At 59.2% G+C, this 18235-nt stretch carries 15 protein-coding genes and 1 pseudogene; 11 read left to right on the top strand and 5 right to left on the bottom strand.

Annotation, left to right across the window (positions count from 1 at the left end; translation table 11 throughout):
* Nucleotides 1-96: 96 nt before the first annotated feature.
* A complete protein-coding gene (locus ACR9YP_RS10770; RefSeq protein ID WP_438102183.1) occupies nt 97-303 on the bottom strand; it encodes a cold-shock protein in 207 nt (68 codons plus the stop codon).
* 293 nt (nt 304-596) lie between these two features.
* Between ACR9YP_RS10770 and ACR9YP_RS10765 the strand changes: the two genes are divergently transcribed.
* Nucleotides 597-923, top strand: a complete 327-nt coding sequence (locus ACR9YP_RS10765; protein ID WP_474219700.1) for a hypothetical protein — start codon at nt 597-599, stop codon at nt 921-923.
* A 133-nt stretch (nt 924-1056) separates the two neighbouring features.
* Here the strand turns inward: ACR9YP_RS10765 and ACR9YP_RS10760 are convergent, their stop codons facing one another.
* The 3 genes from ACR9YP_RS10760 to ACR9YP_RS10750 all read right to left on the bottom strand — a co-directional run bounded on the left by ACR9YP_RS10760 (nt 1057) and on the right by ACR9YP_RS10750 (nt 5857).
* Complete coding sequence (locus tag ACR9YP_RS10760; RefSeq protein ID WP_474219699.1) at nt 1057-3183, bottom strand: prolyl oligopeptidase family serine peptidase; 2127 nt, start codon at nt 3181-3183, stop codon at nt 1057-1059.
* A gap of 1023 nt (nt 3184-4206) precedes the next feature.
* Nucleotides 4207-5550: an alpha,alpha-trehalose-phosphate synthase (UDP-forming) gene (locus tag ACR9YP_RS10755; RefSeq protein WP_474219698.1), complete on the bottom strand. Its 1344-nt coding sequence runs from the start codon at nt 5548-5550 to the stop codon at nt 4207-4209.
* The gene (locus ACR9YP_RS10750) at nt 5468-5857 is read right to left on the bottom strand and encodes a hypothetical protein (RefSeq protein WP_474219697.1); all 390 of its coding nucleotides are present in this window, start codon (nt 5855-5857) and stop codon (nt 5468-5470) included. Before ACR9YP_RS10750 ends, ACR9YP_RS10755 begins: the two co-directional genes overlap by 83 nt.
* A gap of 768 nt (nt 5858-6625) precedes the next feature.
* On the opposite strand from ACR9YP_RS10750, the gene ACR9YP_RS10745 reads away from it, so the two are divergent.
* The 8 genes from ACR9YP_RS10745 to ACR9YP_RS10710 all read left to right on the top strand — a co-directional run bounded on the left by ACR9YP_RS10745 (nt 6626) and on the right by ACR9YP_RS10710 (nt 14691).
* On the top strand, nt 6626-7102 hold the full coding sequence (locus ACR9YP_RS10745) for an Lrp/AsnC family transcriptional regulator (RefSeq protein WP_474219696.1): 477 nt from the start codon (nt 6626-6628) through the stop codon (nt 7100-7102).
* Nucleotides 7103-7493: 391 nt separating this feature from the next.
* Entirely contained in the window at nt 7494-8261 is a 768-nt protein-coding gene (locus ACR9YP_RS10740) for a Crp/Fnr family transcriptional regulator (RefSeq protein ID WP_474219695.1), read from the top strand.
* 103 nt (nt 8262-8364) lie between these two features.
* Nucleotides 8365-9225 carry a tyrosine-type recombinase/integrase gene (locus ACR9YP_RS10735; RefSeq protein ID WP_249757261.1) on the top strand — a complete coding sequence of 287 codons (861 nt, stop codon included), beginning with the start codon at nt 8365-8367 and terminating at the stop codon, nt 9223-9225.
* 9 nt (nt 9226-9234) lie between these two features.
* Nucleotides 9235-10428: an IS91 family transposase gene (locus ACR9YP_RS10730; protein ID WP_474218828.1), complete on the top strand. Its 1194-nt coding sequence runs from the start codon at nt 9235-9237 to the stop codon at nt 10426-10428.
* Nucleotides 10425-10664: a hypothetical protein gene (locus ACR9YP_RS10725; RefSeq protein WP_474218827.1), complete on the top strand. Its 240-nt coding sequence runs from the start codon at nt 10425-10427 to the stop codon at nt 10662-10664. The genes ACR9YP_RS10730 and ACR9YP_RS10725 overlap by 4 nt, the downstream gene beginning before the upstream one ends.
* Nucleotides 10665-10956: 292 nt before the next feature.
* On the top strand, nt 10957-12477 hold the full coding sequence (gene istA, locus ACR9YP_RS10720) for an IS21 family transposase (protein ID WP_474219693.1): 1521 nt from the start codon (nt 10957-10959) through the stop codon (nt 12475-12477).
* A 14-nt stretch (nt 12478-12491) separates the two neighbouring features.
* Nucleotides 12492-13253, top strand: coding sequence for an IS21-like element helper ATPase IstB (gene istB / locus ACR9YP_RS10715; protein WP_474219691.1), 762 nt, complete (start codon nt 12492-12494; stop codon nt 13251-13253).
* 1207 nt (nt 13254-14460) lie between these two features.
* The gene (locus ACR9YP_RS10710; protein WP_474219690.1) at nt 14461-14691 is read left to right on the top strand and encodes a hypothetical protein; all 231 of its coding nucleotides are present in this window, start codon (nt 14461-14463) and stop codon (nt 14689-14691) included.
* A gap of 730 nt (nt 14692-15421) precedes the next feature.
* Here ACR9YP_RS10710 and ACR9YP_RS10705 read toward each other — a convergent pair.
* Nucleotides 15422-15616 (bottom strand): annotated as a pseudogene (locus ACR9YP_RS10705) (response regulator transcription factor); the annotation flags it as partial.
* A 613-nt stretch (nt 15617-16229) separates the two neighbouring features.
* Between ACR9YP_RS10705 and aepX the strand changes: the two are divergent.
* Nucleotides 16230-17102 carry a phosphoenolpyruvate mutase gene (aepX, locus tag ACR9YP_RS10700; protein ID WP_474219688.1) on the top strand — a complete coding sequence of 291 codons (873 nt, stop codon included), beginning with the start codon at nt 16230-16232 and terminating at the stop codon, nt 17100-17102.
* 324 nt (nt 17103-17426) lie between these two features.
* Nucleotides 17427-18230, top strand: a complete 804-nt coding sequence (locus ACR9YP_RS10695; RefSeq protein ID WP_474221028.1) for a phosphocholine cytidylyltransferase family protein — start codon at nt 17427-17429, stop codon at nt 18228-18230.
* Nucleotides 18231-18235: the final 5 nt, after the last annotated feature.

Genomic DNA, 18235 nt, shown 5'->3' with positions numbered 1-18235 from the left:
TCAAAAGACCAAACAGTTCGGCGTGCCGTGACAAGGCATCGCCCGACGGGTGCGAGAACACGCTTTGCAGAGAGTAGTTTCCGAAGACGAGTCGGATCAGCCAACCCGGAGATCCTCAGCTGACATCTTGCCCGAACGCCCGGCCTTGAGCTGATAACTTACCCGTGCCCCCTCTTCGACGGTGGTGTAGCCGGCCTTTTCGACGGCACTGATGTGCACGAAGACATCGGGACCTCCGTCCCCAGGCCTGATGAACCCATAACCTTTGGTCGAATTGAACCACTTCACAATACCCATTGCCACCGCGGCATCTCCATAGTGAACCGTTTTGATCTAGCGAAGAGTCTCCCGGCTATCAAGACGGGCGGCAAGAGACGCCCGGCGTCGGTGCGCAGGTCACGTGCTCGTTTTTTTGTCGCGTGGCTCTAGCTGCCGCCGGATTGTGCAAACGACAGAAAGCGCCCTGACGTCGACGACACTTCGCTTCAAGGCTTCAGGATCCGGATAACGTTTTGACCTTCGCTTCACTCGTCGCGCGCTACCGGCTCATAGAAGAGCGCAGAGCCTCGAACGCGCCGCGCTCAGCCGAGCTCCCGATGGGTTTGATCGACGTTGAACAACAGGGCGGTCGTGAACTCCTTCGCACAGCCTGGAGCAGGATTACCAATCCGCGCCATGCCTGCATTGAAGCTACGTGGCATGTTCTCTCAAGCGCGAAGACACTCGCAGGGCTGCGCTTTGGCTGTTCGCCTTTGGATGTCAGCCGCACGTCGGGCATGTCGGACGAACAGGGGTCTGTCGAGACAATCCTCAAGGAATCGCATCTGGCAACTTACCGCCCGCTCGTCATGTTGTGTTTGGGAAGCCAGGAAACCCGCTCGCCACCGGTGGCGGCTGTTCAAATCGGTAACTTGCGCATCTGACGAGCTTCATCGCGCCGCCGACGCTCGTCAGCTCTCTCGCCTTTGGTTCGATGAATTGAGCTAAGCAACGTGAAGACGTTGAGATAACGAATGGTCTCGATTCTATTTGCTTCGATCAGCCCGTGCAACGAATTTACTCAGAACAAAGCCGCCTCGATGCATAGGTGTATTCAAGGGCCAGCCGACGCGCGAGTTCGATGAGATTGGCCGCGGCGCTGTGTCCCCCGTCGATGTTCTCGTAGTAGAAGTAAGGCTGGCCTAGCGCGGCGAGCCTCGCGGCGGCCTTGCGGCCGTGCGCGGGATGCACGCGGTCGTCCTTGGTGGAGGTAAGAATTAAGGGAGCGGGATAGGTCTTGCCCGCAACCAGCTTCTGGTAAGGCGAGTAGGCTTCGATCCACGCACGCTGCTCGGCAATGGCGGGGTCACCGTACTCGCCGATCCAGGAGGAGCCCGCGCCCAGTTTGGTGTATCGAAGCATGTCAAACAGCGGCACCTGGATGATCGCCGCGTTGAAGAGTTCGGGACGTTGGGTGATTGCCGTGCCAACGAGCAGGCCGCCCTGGCTGCCGCCAATCGCGCCGAGCCGGCGCGGACTCGTGATCTTCCGGCGGATCAGGTCCTCGGCAACGGCAATGAAATCATCCCATGTCGTCTGCTTCGTTGCCCCCTGGGCCGCTTGATGCCATTGTGGACCAAACTCGCCGCCCCCACGCAGGTTTGCAACGACATAGGCATTGCCTTGTTCAAGCCAGAGCCGCCCCACCGGTCCCAGATAAGAGGGCAGAAGCGAAGCCTGGAACCCGCCATAACCATAAAGAAGTGTCGGAATGGCGCCGTCAAACCTTGCCTTCTTCGGTCGCACCAGGAAGTAAGGAATTGACGTGCCATCACGGGAAGTCGCTTCGAACTGCTCTACGACATGATTGGACGCATCAAAGGCAGTAGGTGTCGTCTTCAATTCCTCAAGGCTTTTGCTTTCGGCATCAAAATACCAGACTGACGTCGGTCTGAGATAGCTCGAGACGGCGAACATGGCCTGGTCCGCTTCATCGGAGGCGGCTGACAGGCTGACATTTGTATGTTCCGGCAGCGGGATCGGCGTCGCCGACCAAGCTCCCTGATCGTACTTATAAACGAACGCTTTGCTCTGAACGTTTTCAAGGATCGTCAGGATCAACAAATTCTTTGTGGCGCTTAACCCGCTCAGGGCCTGGCGGGGCCCAGGTTGAAAGACAAGCGAGGCCTTAGCGCGGAGCGGATCCTGCTTCCATTCGGCCAGGTCATACGAAATCAGCGATCCGGCGGCGAAGCTGATATCGCCGGGCGGCGTCCATTCTTCATCAAGCTTCACAAGCAGGCGACTACCCACTAGTCCTCTCATCGCGGCCTTCTTCGGCAGATTGAGCTTGACGGACCCCTCAGGGCGGAAGACCACATACTCGTACTCGAAAGAGCTGATCACGCGGGTCGCGCCGGTCGCATGAATATGACCCTCCCTGTCACGAAGCACGAAGGGGTGCGTCTGAACGTCGGTGGGCTCGCCACGAAAGATCTCGCAAGCCTCACTGAGCGGCTGAGCGCGTTTGAGCTCCTTCACGACAAAGGGGTAGCCGGCTTGCGTCAAAGTCCCCTCGCCCCAGTCCCTTGCTACAAGGAGTGTGTCACCATCGACCCAACTAACGTGCTGCTTGCCCTCTGGAAGATAAAAGCCGTCCGCAACGAAGGTCTTGGCGTCGCGGTCGAACTCTCGTATGGACGCGGCATCCTTGCCGCCGTCGGAAAGAAAAAGCAGGCAGAGGCGCTCTTCAGGCGGAAGGTAGCAGCGACCTTTAAAGACCCAATTCCTGTTCTCGGCGACAGCCAGCGCGTCGATATCGAGGATGGTCTCCCATCGCGGGTTCTGGCTGCGATAGCTCTCAAGCGTGGTGCGCCGCCAGACGCCGCGCACCTGGTGATCATCTCGCCAGAAATTTTCCAGTCCGTGCCGTCCCAACGAGACGTACGCGATCCGATCCTTGGCCTGCAGGATGCTGAGCGCCTGTTCGTAGAAGTGCCGATAGCGATGATCTGACTGGAGCACCCCGAGCGTCTTCTCGTTCTCGGCGCGAACCCAAGCCAATGCGCCTTGTCCTTCGATGTCCTCGAGCCAGAGGAATGGATCATCCGTCGTCGCCAATGTCGTTCGCTCCCGTGAAAGCGCCGTGGACGTGGCGCTGGCAGCCCAAGGCAACACCGCGGAGAAGGGTGGTGCTGTGTTCATAGACTTTCTCCCGATGAGATCGGCGGCCACGCTCGCACGCTTGCCGCGTCAAGCAGAAGGAGCGAAAAGCACGCAAGCGCATGACATAGCGTAGCTTGCGCCATGTTGCGGACCATTCACTGCAAACCGCGTGCCGGCTAAAGAGCCGCAAGTTTCAGCCACTCCGGCTGCAGCACCATGTCCGCTACCCGACACTGGTTGCCAAGCAGATACCGACAAAGTATCGGCCGGACAGTCCGTCAGACAGCACCGGTTTTTCGGCTTCAGCGGCTAAGCACGGAACACGCCCCGCTCCAATCGCAACGTGTACCTCCAATGAGGTAGATTCCTCCGAGCGAGTTCATTTGGCAGACTTGTCGACGGGGTGATCATGACAAAGAGCAGCGCGTTGCTTAGAGGATTTCACTCAAGACGATGAGGGCAGAAGCAACGACTACGGCTCTAAGCAGCAACGCGTCTTGAGGTCGAGCCTCTAGCCAAACGAGTTCAAGCGCCGGGTCCAGGTTCTATCTACGAACCGAAGCCGTCATCAGCAGCTCTTATGGTCGCTAGGGTCAGGCTCAATGATCCTGAATCTACCGCGGCAACGGGCGCACGAGCCCGTGATCCTTCATCGAAGGCGTACTACGCGGGCGAGATGTCGATCGAGAATGCCAGCTGCTGGCGGAGCAGCTTGGCAGGCGCGAGGCGAGTGCGAGCCATGCTGCTCTGTTCTAACGGTGCTGTTGCGGCCCTCCATTGCTACAGGCAGCCGCCACTTTCCGACGCGGAACGACCAAAAGCTCGCTGGTGCCGACGCCACTTAAGAAGCGTCGTTCACGGGTACGGAACAACGCGTTGGCTGCACACCTCTCGTTCTATTATGGATCACTCGCGTGATACCTTGATGCAGCTCGTTCAACATTCCCGGTCATCATCCAGGCTTGCGCAACCTGCAAGAACCGCGTCAGCGCTAAAGATCTGGATTGTTCCTCTGTGCTGCTGCAGAACAGCGTAATCTGCCGTACTGTGCTCCTCGTCTGCTCAGTCCTCCCCGGCACCGGGCTCTTCTTCGGGACGACCGCTGAGCGAAGCTGTGGGTATCGGCAGATCCCAGAGTCTGCCCTGTGTGTGCATCAGTCGGGCCTCTAGCGCCTCATAGGCCTTCTTTTCGTCTGCATAGGCAGCCTCCGTCAGGGCGGCATCCGTGGGGTCGATCTCGTTAAAGGTGGCCAGCGCCTCGGCATGGTTCCGGTACAGCGGCATGTGAGCCTCGTTGGTCCAGCCGCGACCGAGATAGAGGCACTGATCAGCCGGAACGGTGACGCGGCTTTTGTCCAGCTCCCGGACGTAGTCCGCCGACCAGTCGTGTATGGTATAGGATTCAATCTTATCCATCATCGACCGCCAGCGCTGGACACACTCCTCAAGCGGCATGTTGGCCGCTTTTGAAATGGCGTCTGCGATTTCTTTAGGATCGTTTGGATCCACCAGCAGCGCCTCGTCCTCGTTGAAGTCTTCAGCCGCCCCCGCAAACTTCGATAACACCAGAACGCCCGGGTCCTGCGGATCTTGTGCAGCAACATATTCTTTCGCCACCAGATTCATGCCGTCCCGCAGCGGCGTGACGACACCTATCTTTGCCGCGCGGTAGAGACGCGCGAGTGCAGCCTGGCTGAACGAGTCATTTGTGTAGTGGATCGGCCTCCACTCGTCTGTGCCATGCTCGGCATTGACGTGGTTGATCGCATTCTCCACGTCCTCCTTGTAATTCTGATACTCTTCGACGTCGGCGCGCGAGGACGGGGCGATTTGTAACAGCGAGATGCTATGCGGCTCCTTCGTTAAAAGCTGATTAAACGCTTCGACCCGTTTATCGATGCCTTTCGTGTAGTCGAGCCGGTCTACGCCGATGGCAAATTTGGCGCCTTGGAAGTTTTGCAATAATGACGAGACTTTTTCTTGCTCTGCAGGAGAGAGGTCTGCCGCAAGATACGCTGCGAACTGCTCGGGATCGATACCGATTGGGAACTTTTGAAGTCGCGTCTGGCTACGTTCCGTGGTCACAACACCATCCTTGCTCTCCAGCCCGAAATGGGTTCGCAGGCAGGCCAGGAAATTGTTCAGATCCCGGTTGGTCTGAAAGCCGAGCAGATCGTGCTTCAGCATCGATTTCATCAGTTCGCGATGATTGGGTACGCACTCTATCATGTCCGGCGTGGGCCATGGCGTATGGAGGAAAAAGCCGGTTGGCCGCTCAATGCCCAGGTCATGCAGATCGGCCCCAAGCGGGAGCATATGATAATCATGCACCCAGAATGCGTCCCGATCCCGCAAGTCGAACGCCGCACGCGCCATAAACTCGTTGATCTTTTCGATAGCTGTCATAATCAACTTTGGAGCCCGACATCCACTTGGGCAGGGAGTGCAATGCTGGCCATAGCGTCGAATTCGAATAACCTCGATAGTAGCCAGAATGGTCCGCGGCCGGCAGATCGAGCCTGGCGACGTGGCCTGCACCAGTTGGCACCAGTGGCAGGGGCCGCTCGATCCCGTCGCCGAGGGTGTCCGAAGAGCCTATCCAAACCGCGCCGGAACGTTCCACCACCGATTCGAGGGCCGCGGCGAGCCCGCCGGTCTGGGGTTTATTGGGGTCAAACGGCGCAACGCGGTTCGAAATGACGACAAGCTTCAAATCGGGCTGCCGGTTAGCAGCATAAAGGCGATCCTCCACCTCGTCCGACAGACTAGGATCGGAAGGACCTGCACTAGCTTGTTGCTCTTGCGGTCTGTCGTCCAGGTGCTGGTCAAAGGCCGCCTGGCCTATGTTTTCATCTTGCCCAGGGGCGGCCGATGTGCTGCCGGAGTCTAACGTTGGTATCGAGCGTGTCTTGGATTCGAACCATCTCGCAACTCCGTTTGACGATGTTTACGTTTGGTACAGTCGCAGATCAGCCCCGAGATATCTCCGCTTCGCCAGGATGGTAGGTCTAGCTTTCGAGAAGCTGACCGGTCGAGCAAAATGGAATGAGCTGCGGGTCGCCTGTTATCGAGCTGCAGGACGAAGTCGACCCAAAGGTTCACCTCTCGGAGGCAAAACGGCGCCTTGTCGCGCGCGCGTCAGCGGGCGAGTGGCTGGCTAACCTCAATCAAGAGGCCGTTTCCGCACGAATTTATCACGCGGCACGGCTCGGCCGCGCTTCGGTTTCGCTTTGGTTCACATCTTTGTCGAAAACGAAGGCCCGGATCTCATCCGAAAGGCCGGCTTTGTGGCTTCGCTCCCTGCCGCGCCGCAAAATGCCGACGGCACGGCCCCCTCATCCCTACTCTGATAGTGCTATGCGACAATCCCATCCAAGTTGGGCCTTTGTCACGGAAAATTTCCTCGTATTTTCACCCTCGAGGATTTCCTGCGCGAAGTGGTTATCTCGCGGCGAAATACGTCTCAGGCTGGGAGGTGGTTATGCAGTACGACCGGATAGATGCCCGCATTCTCGATATCGTGCAAAAGAATAACCGTCTGACTTCAGATGTGATTGGCGAGATGGCCGGGCTTTCTCCTACCGCGTGCCAACGACGGTTGAAGAGGCTGCGCTCGGAGGGCATCATCCAGGCCGACGTGTCGGTTGTATCGCCGAGGGCAGTCGGACGACCTATTCAAGTGCTTGCACTGGTGAGCTTGGAGCGGGAAAGCGCCGATATTATCGATAGGTTTAAAAAAGCCATCAGATCATCAATTGACGTCGTCAACGGCTTTTACGTCACGGGCGATGCCGACTTCGTCCTGTACATTACCGCGCGGTCCATGGAGGAGTACGAGGAGTTCACGCGGCGCTTCTTCCACGAAAATCGCGACATCAAGGGCTTCAAGAGCATGGTCATATTGGATCGCGTAAAGGTTGGATTTGCTGTTCCGGTTGAGCTTCCCCCAGACGATTGATTGCACGGATGCGGGCAATCAATCGCGCCGGCAATCGAGGTGTTGACCTGACCGTTCCACTCTCCGGTGGCTTCTTGGGATCTCAATCAGGGCTAGCGAGAAAAGACGAGCGGGGCCGCCCGATCATGCGGCAATGTCGTGGACGCAATCATCGTATCGCGAACGACAAGCTGCAAAAGCAAGAATCTCGCGCGTTGGCTCCGAATCCGGCGCGAGCGCCACCATTCGCTTGGTCGAAATTCGTCGAAGATAGGCCCCTCAACGCGGGATTTGGGCGCCGTTGAGTTACTCGTTGCATCAATCAAGATGAAGATGTTGCTATAGTCGTAATCACGTTCTCGTTACGGTCAGCGCGCAGGCTAGCAAAAAGCCTCCTGCCAGGAGAGGGACTATGACCGATCGCGTGCCCGCCGTCCTCGAAGTGCTTGACTGCTCTCAAGATAGAGTTCTCAAGCAGCTGCCTAGCACACGACAGGAGCCTCTGCGTTCCCTTCCGGTGCGTCCTGCGAAGCGGCCATTTGTGAAGAACGTAATCTTGGCGCGTCTTTCTGTCCAACAGCTTGCGGCAATAGGGGAGTGCCTCGATCCGGTCGTCCTGAAAGAATGGATGGTTCTGCAAGAGCCCAAAAGGCCGGTCGAGCACGTCTACTTTGTAGAGAGCGGCCTCGTGTCGCTCAGAGTTGTTGCCGCCGGCAGTATGCTCGAAACGGCAGTCATAGGCTATCGCGGCGCGGTCGGCACTTCTTTCTTGTGGGGAGGACATCTTTCAACGCATCAATCCGTCGTCGTCTTCCCCGGAAGCGCGCACAGAATTCGTGTGGAGGATCTTCGTCGGATCATGAAAGTGCATTCCGAGATCAGAGACCATCTGTTTGAGTATGTGCAAGCGCTGACATTTCAGTGCGTCCAGACAGGATTGTGCGGGGTTCGGCACCATCGCGAACAGCGCCTCGCGAGTTGGATTTGCCTTGCTAGTGAAGCTGTTGACGCCCGCGTGCTGCCAGTCACCCACGATTACCTGTCCTCGGTGCTGGGACTGCGCCGCGCCGGGGTAACGGAAACGTTGATTCGCTTCGAAGAGCAAGGACTGATTCGCAAGATGCGCGGGGTCTTGCAGATCGACAACTGCGTAATCCGATGCAAGCCGGCCACTGATTGAACGAACCCGCTACGCGGGAGTGGAGGCAAGCCTGCTGTACTGAGGTGTCCTGTCTGAGAGGATGTTGGTCTTCGCACCACCCCTCTCAAGACAGGAGACCCAGATGGCTACGATGAGCCCTCTTCGGCAGCGTATGATCGAGGACATGACGGTCCGCAATCTGTCGCCGTCGACTCAGCAATCCTATATCTATGCGATCGCAAAGTTTAGCCGCCATTTCGGCGACGCCCCGGACCGGTTGAGTTTCGAGCAGGTCCGTGCCTACCAACTGCACCTCATCGGCCAAAAGCGTTCGTGGTCCCACATCAATCAGGTGGCCTGCGCGCTGCGGTTCTTCTACGGCATCACACTCGGGCAGACGGAGGCATTCGAGCGGATCATCGGCGGCCAGAAGCCCGACAAGCTCCCCCTCGTGCTTAGTGCCGAAGAGATCGAGCGCTTTCTGGACGCGGTTACAGGGGTGCGCAACCGCGTCGTGCTGGCGACGGCTTATGCGGCTGGCTTACGGGTTAGCGAGGTCGTACGCCTGAAGGTGAGCTCGATCGACAGCAAGCGAATGTTGATCCACATCGAGAACGGCAAGGGCGGCAGAGATCGTTACGCGATGCTTTCTCCTCGGCTGCTGGATATTCTGCGTGCGTACTGGACGCGAACACGGCCGGGGCTGTGGCTATTTCCAGGCCAAGACCCAAGCGAACATGTCAGCGTCCGCTGCGTCCAGGCGGCCTGCCGCGCCGCCCGCCGACGCGCTCGGATTGCCAAGCCGATCACTGTCCACACGCTCCGGCACTCCTTTGCGACTCATCTCCTGGAAAGCGGGATCGACATCCGCATCATTCAGGTCTTGCTCGGACATGCCGACCTCGGATCGACCGCCCGCTACGCGCAGGTTGCGACCAATCTGCTCGCTCGCACGACCAGCCCATTCGATGGGCTCTCCATCACGGTGATCCCACCCCACTAAGCCGCGCATATGCGCCCCGTGCTTGAGGTGGCGGACATCTTCCGCCGCCACGGCGCTGCGTTCCGTACCGCGCAGGGCTCTCGGCTCACATCCGACCAGCGCCGTGTGATGGCAGCCATCGAGGCGTGCCGCACAGCGACGCTCGGCGGCCATGTCGAGCGGTGCGACGACTGCGGCCTGGTTCGCGTCGCGTACAACAGCTGTCGCGATCGGCACTGTCCAAAGTGCCAAGGCCTCGCGCGCGCCCAATGGCTCGCCGATCGCCAAGCCGATCTGCTGCCGGTCCCCTATTTCCATGTTGTCTTCACCGTGCCGGCGCCAGTAGCCGCTATCGCGCTGCAGAACAAGGCGGTGGTCTACGACATCCTGCTCAAGACGGCGGCCGAGACGATCCGTCTCATCAGCGCCGACCCGAAGCATCTCGGTGCCGAGACTGGGATGATCGCCATTCTCCACACCTGGGGGCAGACCCTGACGCATCATCCGCATGCCCATTGCCTCGTGCCGGGCGGCGGGATTGCCCCTGATGGAAGCTGGGTTGGCTGCCGCTCCGGCTTCTTCCTTCCCGTTCGCGTCCTGTCACGATTGTATCGTCGGCTATTCCTGGAGCGCCTCCAGGCGGCGTTCGATAGCACCAAGCTCCAGTTCTTCGGCCACCTCGACCACCTGAGTGAAGCGGCTGCATTCGCCCGCCATCTAAACGCCCTCCGCAAGGTCAAGTGGGTCGTCTACGCCAAGCGTCCCTTCGGCGGACCAGAACAGGTTCTGGCGTATCTCGGGCGCTACACCCATCGCGTTGCGATCGCCAACGGCCGGCTCATCACCTGTGAGCAGGGCCACGTCCGCTTCCGGTGGAAGGATTATCGCGCCGGCAACAAATCCAAAGTGATGACGCTCGAGACTGACGAGTTCATCCGTCGCTTTCTGCTCCACGTATTGCCGAAGGGGTTTCGCCGCATCCGTCATTTTGGCTTCCTGGCGAACGCCTGCCGCGTCGCCAAACTCGCGCGCATCCGAGCGGCGCTAAAGGCGCCGCAACCACCTCCGCCTGCCGAAGCTGTCGACTATCGTGAGCGCTGCGCCATCCTCATTGGTCACCGCCTCGACTTGTGCCCCATCTGCGGAGGCCGCATGGTCGAGATTGGGCCTGTGCCGCGTGCGCAAACGCCGCGACGCGCAGCACCTCGCTGCGATACATCATGACCGACTACCTCGACTTGTTCGCTCCCACTGCAGGCATCGCCATGCCGACGTTCTCCGTCGGAACGATCAAGCACGCTCAGAACGCGCGGCGAACGGGCGATAGTCAGCCGCTTGGGCTTGACGCGCCGTTCGACGCTATCGACGCCGGCATCCTCTGCTGCCAACATCAGCGGCAATCTGCGGCCACACTCGCTCGCGGGCCCGACATCGGGTCAATCGCGCCTACCGGCGCCTAGATCGAGCCCCCATAGGTCCTCGCTCACAAGACGCGGCTTCGTTCAATCCAGCTTCAAATAGGTCCCGCGCTGGACTTGCGGCGAGATCTGCGACGCGGGACCTATTTGAACCCTCCAGTATTCCGACGCAATCCGGCCACCGATTCCGACGGAAGTCGGCCACCCATTCCGATCGAAGCCGGCCACCCTGTTGAGACCGGCCTGACGCTCTCGAAGACGGCGATCGAATCGCGGACCAGCCCACCTTTGCGACCAAGCAAGGGAAGGTCTGATGCCCGCCGAGAGAGCGCCGATGCGGAAGGTTCGAGAAGTTTTGAGACTGCGGCACGCCCTTGGCGTGAGCGAGCGGCAGATCGCCGTCACGGTCGGCATCAGCCGATCGACGGTTGGCGAGTATCTGCGGCGGGCTGCCGTGATCGGCATCACCTGGCCGGTGCCGGAAGGGATGGACGACGGCGAACTCGAGCGCCGGCTGTTCACGCCGCCGACATTCGAGGAGAAGCCGGCGCGGCCGTTGCCCGACTGGAAGGCGGTGCACCGGGAGCTGAAGCGGCGCAGCGTGACGTTGCTCCTGCTGTGGGAGGAATATCGCGCGGAGCACGCCGACGGCTATGGCTACAGCCGGTTTTGCGATCTCTACCGGGAATGGAGCGAGACGATCTCGCCGACCATGCGGCAGACGCATGGGCCTGGAGAGAAGCTGTTCGTCGACTTCGCGGGCGACACGGTGCCGGTGTTCGACGCCGCGACCGGCGCGCAGCGGCTGGCCCATGTCTTCGTCGCGGTGCTGGGAGCATCCAACTACACCTTTGCCGAGGCGCGTTGGTCGGAAGGGCTGGCCAACTGGATCGGGCTGCACGCCAATACGTTGCGCGCGATCGGCGGCGTGCCGAAGGCGATCGTCTGCGACAATCTGAAGGCCGGCGTCACCGCCACCTGTCGCTATGAGCCGGGCATCAACCGCACCTACCAGGAGCTGGCCGAGCACTACGGCACCGCGATCCTGCCCACGCGTCCGCGCAAACCACGCGACAAGGCGAAGGTGGAAGTGGCGGTGCAGATCGTCCAGCGGTTTGTGCTGGCGCGGCTGCGGAACCGGCGCTTCTTCTCGCTTGACGAACTCAACGGGGCCATCCGCGAGGCGATCGCGGACCTCAACGCCAGGATCATGCGTAAGCTCGGCGTGAGCCGCAACGAGCTGTTCGCACAGATCGACAAGCCGGCGCTCAACGCCCTGCCGCCGATGCCATATCAGTATGCCGAGTGGAAGAAGTGCCGAGTCGCGCCCGACTATCACGTCGAGATCGCCGGTCACTACTACTCGGTGCCCTCGCGTCTGATCCGCGAAGAGCTCGAGGCGCGCGTCACCGACAGGACGGTCGAGATCCTGCACAAGGGCAGCCGGGTTGCCAGCCACGCCCGCTCTGACGTACCCCACCGCCACACCACGATCCCGGAGCACATGCCGAGCGCGCACCGGCGTTATGCCGAATGGACCCCGGCGCGGATCAAGCGAGAAGCCGCCAAGATCGGCCCTGCCACGATCGCTCTCGTCGAAGCAATCATGAAAGCCAAACCACACCCCGAGCAGGGCTTCCGGGCTTGTCTCGGCATTTTGCGGCTCGCGCGCAGCTACGGCTCGGCCCGCATCGAGGCCGCCTGCCAGCGTGGCAACGACATCGGCGCGACCACCTACGGCTCGATCAAGTCGATCCTGCAGCACGGGCTCGATCGCGCCTACGCCAACGAGAGACCGCCAGACGGCCCACCGATCCGACACGGCAATATCCGCGGCACCGATTACTACCAGTGAAGAAAGGAGAGACGATGTTGACACATCCCACCCACGACCGCCTCGTCGCGCTCGGGCTTACCGGCATGGCGAAGGCCCTCGACGAACAGCAGCGACAACCCGACATTGCCGCGCTGGCCTTCGAGGAGCGCCTCGCACTGCTCGTCGACCGTGAAGCGACCGAGCGCGAGAACAAGCGGCTGGTTGCTCGGTTGCGGTTCGCAAGTCTCCGGCAGAACGCCGTCGTCGAGGATATCGACATGAAGGCGCCGCGCGGGCTCGACAAGCCGCTGTTCCAAAAGCTCGTCGCTGGCGAGTGGATCGACCGGCATCAGAACCTGCTCATCATCGGCCCGACCGGCGTCGGCAAGAGCTGGATTGCTTGCGCCTTGGGCCACAAGGCCTGCCGGGACAACCGCTCCGTGCTTTATCAACGGCTGCCGCGGCTGTTCGAGGCGCTCACCCTCGCGCGGGGCGACGGCCGCCATGCTCGCCTCCTCAGGACCCTGGCGCGCGTCGAGCTTCTGGTCCTCGACGACTGGGGACTTGCCCCGATGACTGCCGAGCAGCAACGCGACCTGTTGGAGATGATGGAGGATCGCCATGGCCGCGGCTCGACCTTGGTGACAAGCCAGCTCCCGGTCGAGCATTGGCACGAGCTCATCGGCAACCCAACCATTGCCGACGCTATCCTCGATCGCCTCGTACACAACGCCCACAGGCTCACTCTCAAGGGCGAGAGCCTGCGCAAAGCCGCCGCCAAGCGTCAGACGCTTGACGACGAGCCCGCCAACTGACCTGATGACGACGTCGTCGCGAGAGCCCGCCTCGGCAGGCGGCCGGGATCATCGGAATCCACGGCCGGCTTCAATCGGTACAGGCGGCCGGCTTCGCCCGGAATCCGCGGCCGACTTCGTCGGAATACGCATCGACAACCCCAAATTGCTCGAAGAGAAAGCCTGCTGTTGCTACAAGCTCGTCTCAGCTGCCTATGCCTCCTCATCAGTCCGCACTATCGGCGAAGAACAGGCGAGTTAGCAACTCGCGACTGGCGTTCTGCGTCCTCTCGGTTCTTGTGACGCGAAGTTAGACAATTCGCCCCGAGGAAGATCACCCCGTCACGAATCAATCGTTCCCCTTGGGCCGCGCAGCTGGCGATGGGTAAGCTTCTTTCCGCCGAGCGGCGCGGACGGCCGCAGATTCAACGCGTGCATCACCTTAATTGGGCAGAATTTCGGCTTCACACAACGCGTCATGTGATGCGACATTTACCTCCCGATCGACCGCGGTAACAAGCCGCGGGTGTTGCGGAAAGTCACTGAACGCTGTGCGAGGGAGCGGAGCGTGACACGATCATCGTTCGTCTGCCACCCGTTTGCGCCGACGAGGATGCGGATCGGCGGCATCGCGTGAAGGACGCGAGTGAGGACAGTGGAATCAGGAACGAGCGTGCCGTCACTCCACCTGGCATACCAGCAGCTGTCGTGATCCGAAGGACAGGCGCTCGCCCAACCGCGCATCCTCGGGGCGACACTCTCCATCGCGACAGCGTTGCGATCAACTATGCGCCGAAGGTGAACATCTTCTCTTTCGAGATCAATGAAGACGTGCAAACAGCCGGCGAGGACGTATTAATGTCCTAAGCATCGACCGCACGTCTTGCCCCAAATCAACAGCGAGACCCCGCAAGCACACACACGGTACGTTTCGCCGTTGGCGCGCTCGGACAGCGCATGCTCGCGAAACCCCTCTTCTCTTCTCAGAACTGATAGGAGAACTCCGTTCCTATTTGAGCTATTCCTTCCAGGTTGATGAATACTTGCCACCCAGCGAAGGCCACTGCCGATTGGCGGCCGATAGCCAAACTTCGAAATCGTAGATGCTGGTTCTCGAATGCCACGATGTGAGCAGTACGAAAAGTCAACACTCGCTTTACCATCGCTAGCCGGAGCACCTCCGCTATGGAGTCCACATGAATGTAAGCTGTCATCTCGCCGAAGGGGCATGCTGATTCAGGTCCTCGATTCCCCTTCAAGTGACTGCACTCCGCCGATTGTGTTTGTCGGCAGAAATCGGGCCGGTAACTGGGTTGCCCGTGAACAACGGGGCGCGTTTGGCGGACTCTTTATCAACCGCGCTGAAGCTCTGAAATACGCTCTCTTCAAGAACGGACGCCATGCAGAGAGCATCATCGAAGTGAGGCATGAGATCGAGCTCGATATTCCAAACTCGTGAACTGCAGAACATTAAGGATGCGACCGTTCTTCTGCACCTGCTGCCTGTCGAAGCCGGGGCACTCGTTAATCGTCGCAGGATCAACCGCGGGCAGCCGATTTCTTGAGCTTGCCCACTTCAAGCATTCAATTAGGCAGCCCAGAGGCTTTCCCGCATATTCTATCGGACGACAATCATCGGCCAATCATTGCCGCCGCACGACGGGCGTTACATGGTTATGCACCTGAACATGAGCCGTCCTGAGTCGTTCCGTGCGACGACATAGAGGAGAACACCAAGGACGCGCCATCGACTGTTCCATCTGGAACAGTTTCAGTACGTAAGCATAGCGTCAAAGAACTCGTCGGTTTCATCTGCATCGGGCTATCTTGAGGTGGAACGTGTTCGCGGGCTAACGCATCTCATCCGCTCATCCGCACGATACGTTCCATTGATGTCACCCACCAATTCTCGCAATTGATCACAACGTTGACACCGGGCTTCGACCGGCCGCCAAGCTGTCAAGAGCGTTATGCGCAGATGATCTCACCTCGCCTAGTGGTCTCCGCGGCGCCTCGCGGTGACGATCGGCGACGAAATAGAAGCACGCCCTATTCATAGTAACAGCGCCTGTATTATGGCTATACAGCTGCCGGCGCGCAATTCGCTTCGCATTCCGCCGGAGCAACCACAGTCGCCCCTTACATTTCGCTAGATCTGCATCAGCGGGAACCGAACCGCGGACGTTACTTTAAATAAGACGCAGACGCCGTGCCTTGACGACGCACTGGGTACGGCTGGTCGTTTCCAGCTTTCGCATTGCATTTTTGACATGAAAGTTGACAGTGTTCTCGCTCACTTTCAGGATGACTCCGATGGCCCACGATGACTTCCCCTCCTCGACCCATCGTAAGCACTGTCTTTCCCGTGCCGACAAAACAATCTCTTGCACATCCGCCATGAGTTTCTCCTGGAGCAGAGAGGACGTGGAGCGAGATCAGCAAATGCCATACCAGTCAGTGGCATCGCGAACTCTCGCGGCAGGACAAGATCTTGGAAGATTGCCGGTTCACTTCTCCGGAGACTGCCACCCAACTGCAGCCCTATCGACGGGATTGCGACATATGTCGAAAACGCAACAGCGGTAACTACGACAACCGTAGCAGTCGATATTTGCTCAACATCTGTGTGAGCTGGATATCACCTTTTGGCCAGGCGTCCTCCCGCAAGGGGTGAATGCTCTGTGAAGGGGCCGTAGCACCCGGCTCGCGAGCCGAGATCCTTCATTTTCACCAAAGCTTTCCTTTCCAGCGTGCCGGCTCGGATCCACCCATCACAACAGCCCCGCTGTTCGGCGCCCATCCTAAGGCGATCATGCAAGCTTTTACGTCCCAATCACCTACCAACGCTGGTCATTGATCGGCATCACAGCAAAAAGGTATGAGCAGTGCGGTTTGCGCCAATCGAAGGCCGGCCTCCAGGACTCGTGTATGAAGTGTCAACCACAATCCGCTCGGCCCAACGCAGGTCATCAATGCACTCGGCCATCGCCTGTCGAAATGCTTCGTGCCCAGGTCTGCTCGAATGGCGAGCTCTCGTTTCTGATGGAGGCGCATGACGGCCTGTCCGCTACAATCGCCCAGCGCTCAGGATTCAAGGGACTCTGGGCGTCCGGTCTGTCGATTGCCTGTTCTCTAGGTTACCGCGACGCGAACGAAGCATCCTGGAGCCAGCTTGTCGACGCCGTTGAGCGGATCGTGGATTCGAGCCAACTTCCTGTCCTGGTTGACGGCGACGGCGGCTTCGGGAATTTCAACAATGCTCGCCTGCTGGCGCGCAAGCTCCTCCAGCGCGGCGCTGCCGGCGTCGCACTGGAGGACAGCTGTTTTCCGAAGATGAACTCGTTTGTTGGGGATCGGCATCCCCTCGCCGATATCGACGAATTCTCCGGCCGCCTCCGGGCAGTAAAGGATACGGTCGCAGACGACTTGGTTCTGGTGGCAAGGATCGAGGCGTTGATCGCTGGGTATGAGATGGACGAAGCACTTTTGCGCGCTCACGCCTACGCCGACGCGGGAGCCGATGCAATCCTCATCCATTCGCGAAGGAGCACCGCGGACGAAATCCTTTCGTTCGCGCGCACTTGGCAGAGCAGATTGCCCGTCGTGATCGTTCCGACGAAATACTACCGAACGCCGATCTCTGTATACCGTAAAGCCCGCATCTCCACGGTGATCTGGGCCAACCACTCCGTGCGAGCGGCAATAGCGGCAATGCGGCAAGTCTGCAGTCGCATCATCGCTGAGGAAAACACCGCGAGCGTTGAGCCGAATATCGCTACTCTCGACGAAGTCTTCGAACTTTTAAAGTACGACGAACTCGCCCGTGCGGAAGCCTTATATCTGCGGCCCGGCGCTGAATTGCGCAAATAGGATTTCGTCGACACAGGAGCATATTCGTTGCCGAAGACCTAACGTCCTGGACTTCCTGCCAGCTGGCCAGGTGCGACTTCAATCTCAAAATGGCTTTCGTTGTACTGACGATGTCCTTAGACGGCGTAGTACGCCTCACTTGGCCGAAATAGGCATTTTGACAGCAGCTCGAGGTACCGGATCCATGGCCTCCACCATTTGCCTGCCTTCACCCTTGGGGTTGATTTTCAAGGCTCCGGCAGACTTGATTTCTCTTCAGCAAGCATACCTTGCGGGCGAAGACAGTCGGTGTTTCACCTTAGCGGAGCGACGAAAAGGAACTAACTGGTGAATGATGCTCCCAAGAACGCCGTTATTCTCGCCGCTGGCTGCGGCTCTCGCCTGCGTCCTCTGACAGATCTGAGGCCGAAGCCGCTCATCGAGGTCAATGGCACTTCGATTCTTCACAATGCTCTGCGCAATCTGGAAACTGTCGGCGTGGAAGAGGTGACGATCGTCGTGGGTTACCGCAAAGACGCCATTCAGTATGCTTGCGGCAGCCGCTTTGGCGGGCTCAGAATCAAATATGTCGAGTCGACTGTTTTTGACCGCACCGGAAGCGCCTATTCTTTGTGGCTGGCGCGCGACGCTCTTCTCTCCGGAGACTGCTTTCTTCTCGAGGGCGACGTCTTTTTTGAAGAGGATGCTTTGCGATACTTGAGTATCCGCCGGGGGACTGACGTGGCTGCAGTCGTTCCCTTCGATGATTCCATGGAAGGATCAGCCGTTCTGTTGTCGCAGAACGGCTTCATCTCAGGCTTTCGAATGAAGCAAACGGCGTCAAATCTTGTTGCAGATGGCCCAAAGCTATTCAAGACGATGAATCTGTTACGTCTCTCGGCACCGACACTCAAGGCAACGATCGTTCCGACGCTTGACGATATCATCGCTGCCGGGGCTAGGCAGACCTACACCGAAGAACTTTTGGGTTATCTGATAGAAAGACGAGGTTTACAGCTCGCAGCGGCGCGATGCGATGGCCTCAGCTGGTACGAGATTGATAATGCTGAGGATTTGCAAATTGCCGAGCGCATTTTCAGGAACCGAATGAACACCTACGCGCCGACACGCGATTTGCAGACCAGGTGAGAGTC

It is taken from the genome of Bradyrhizobium sp. BR14999 (assembly GCF_056106085.1).
This window is presented reverse-complemented; position numbering and strand designations above follow the sequence as displayed.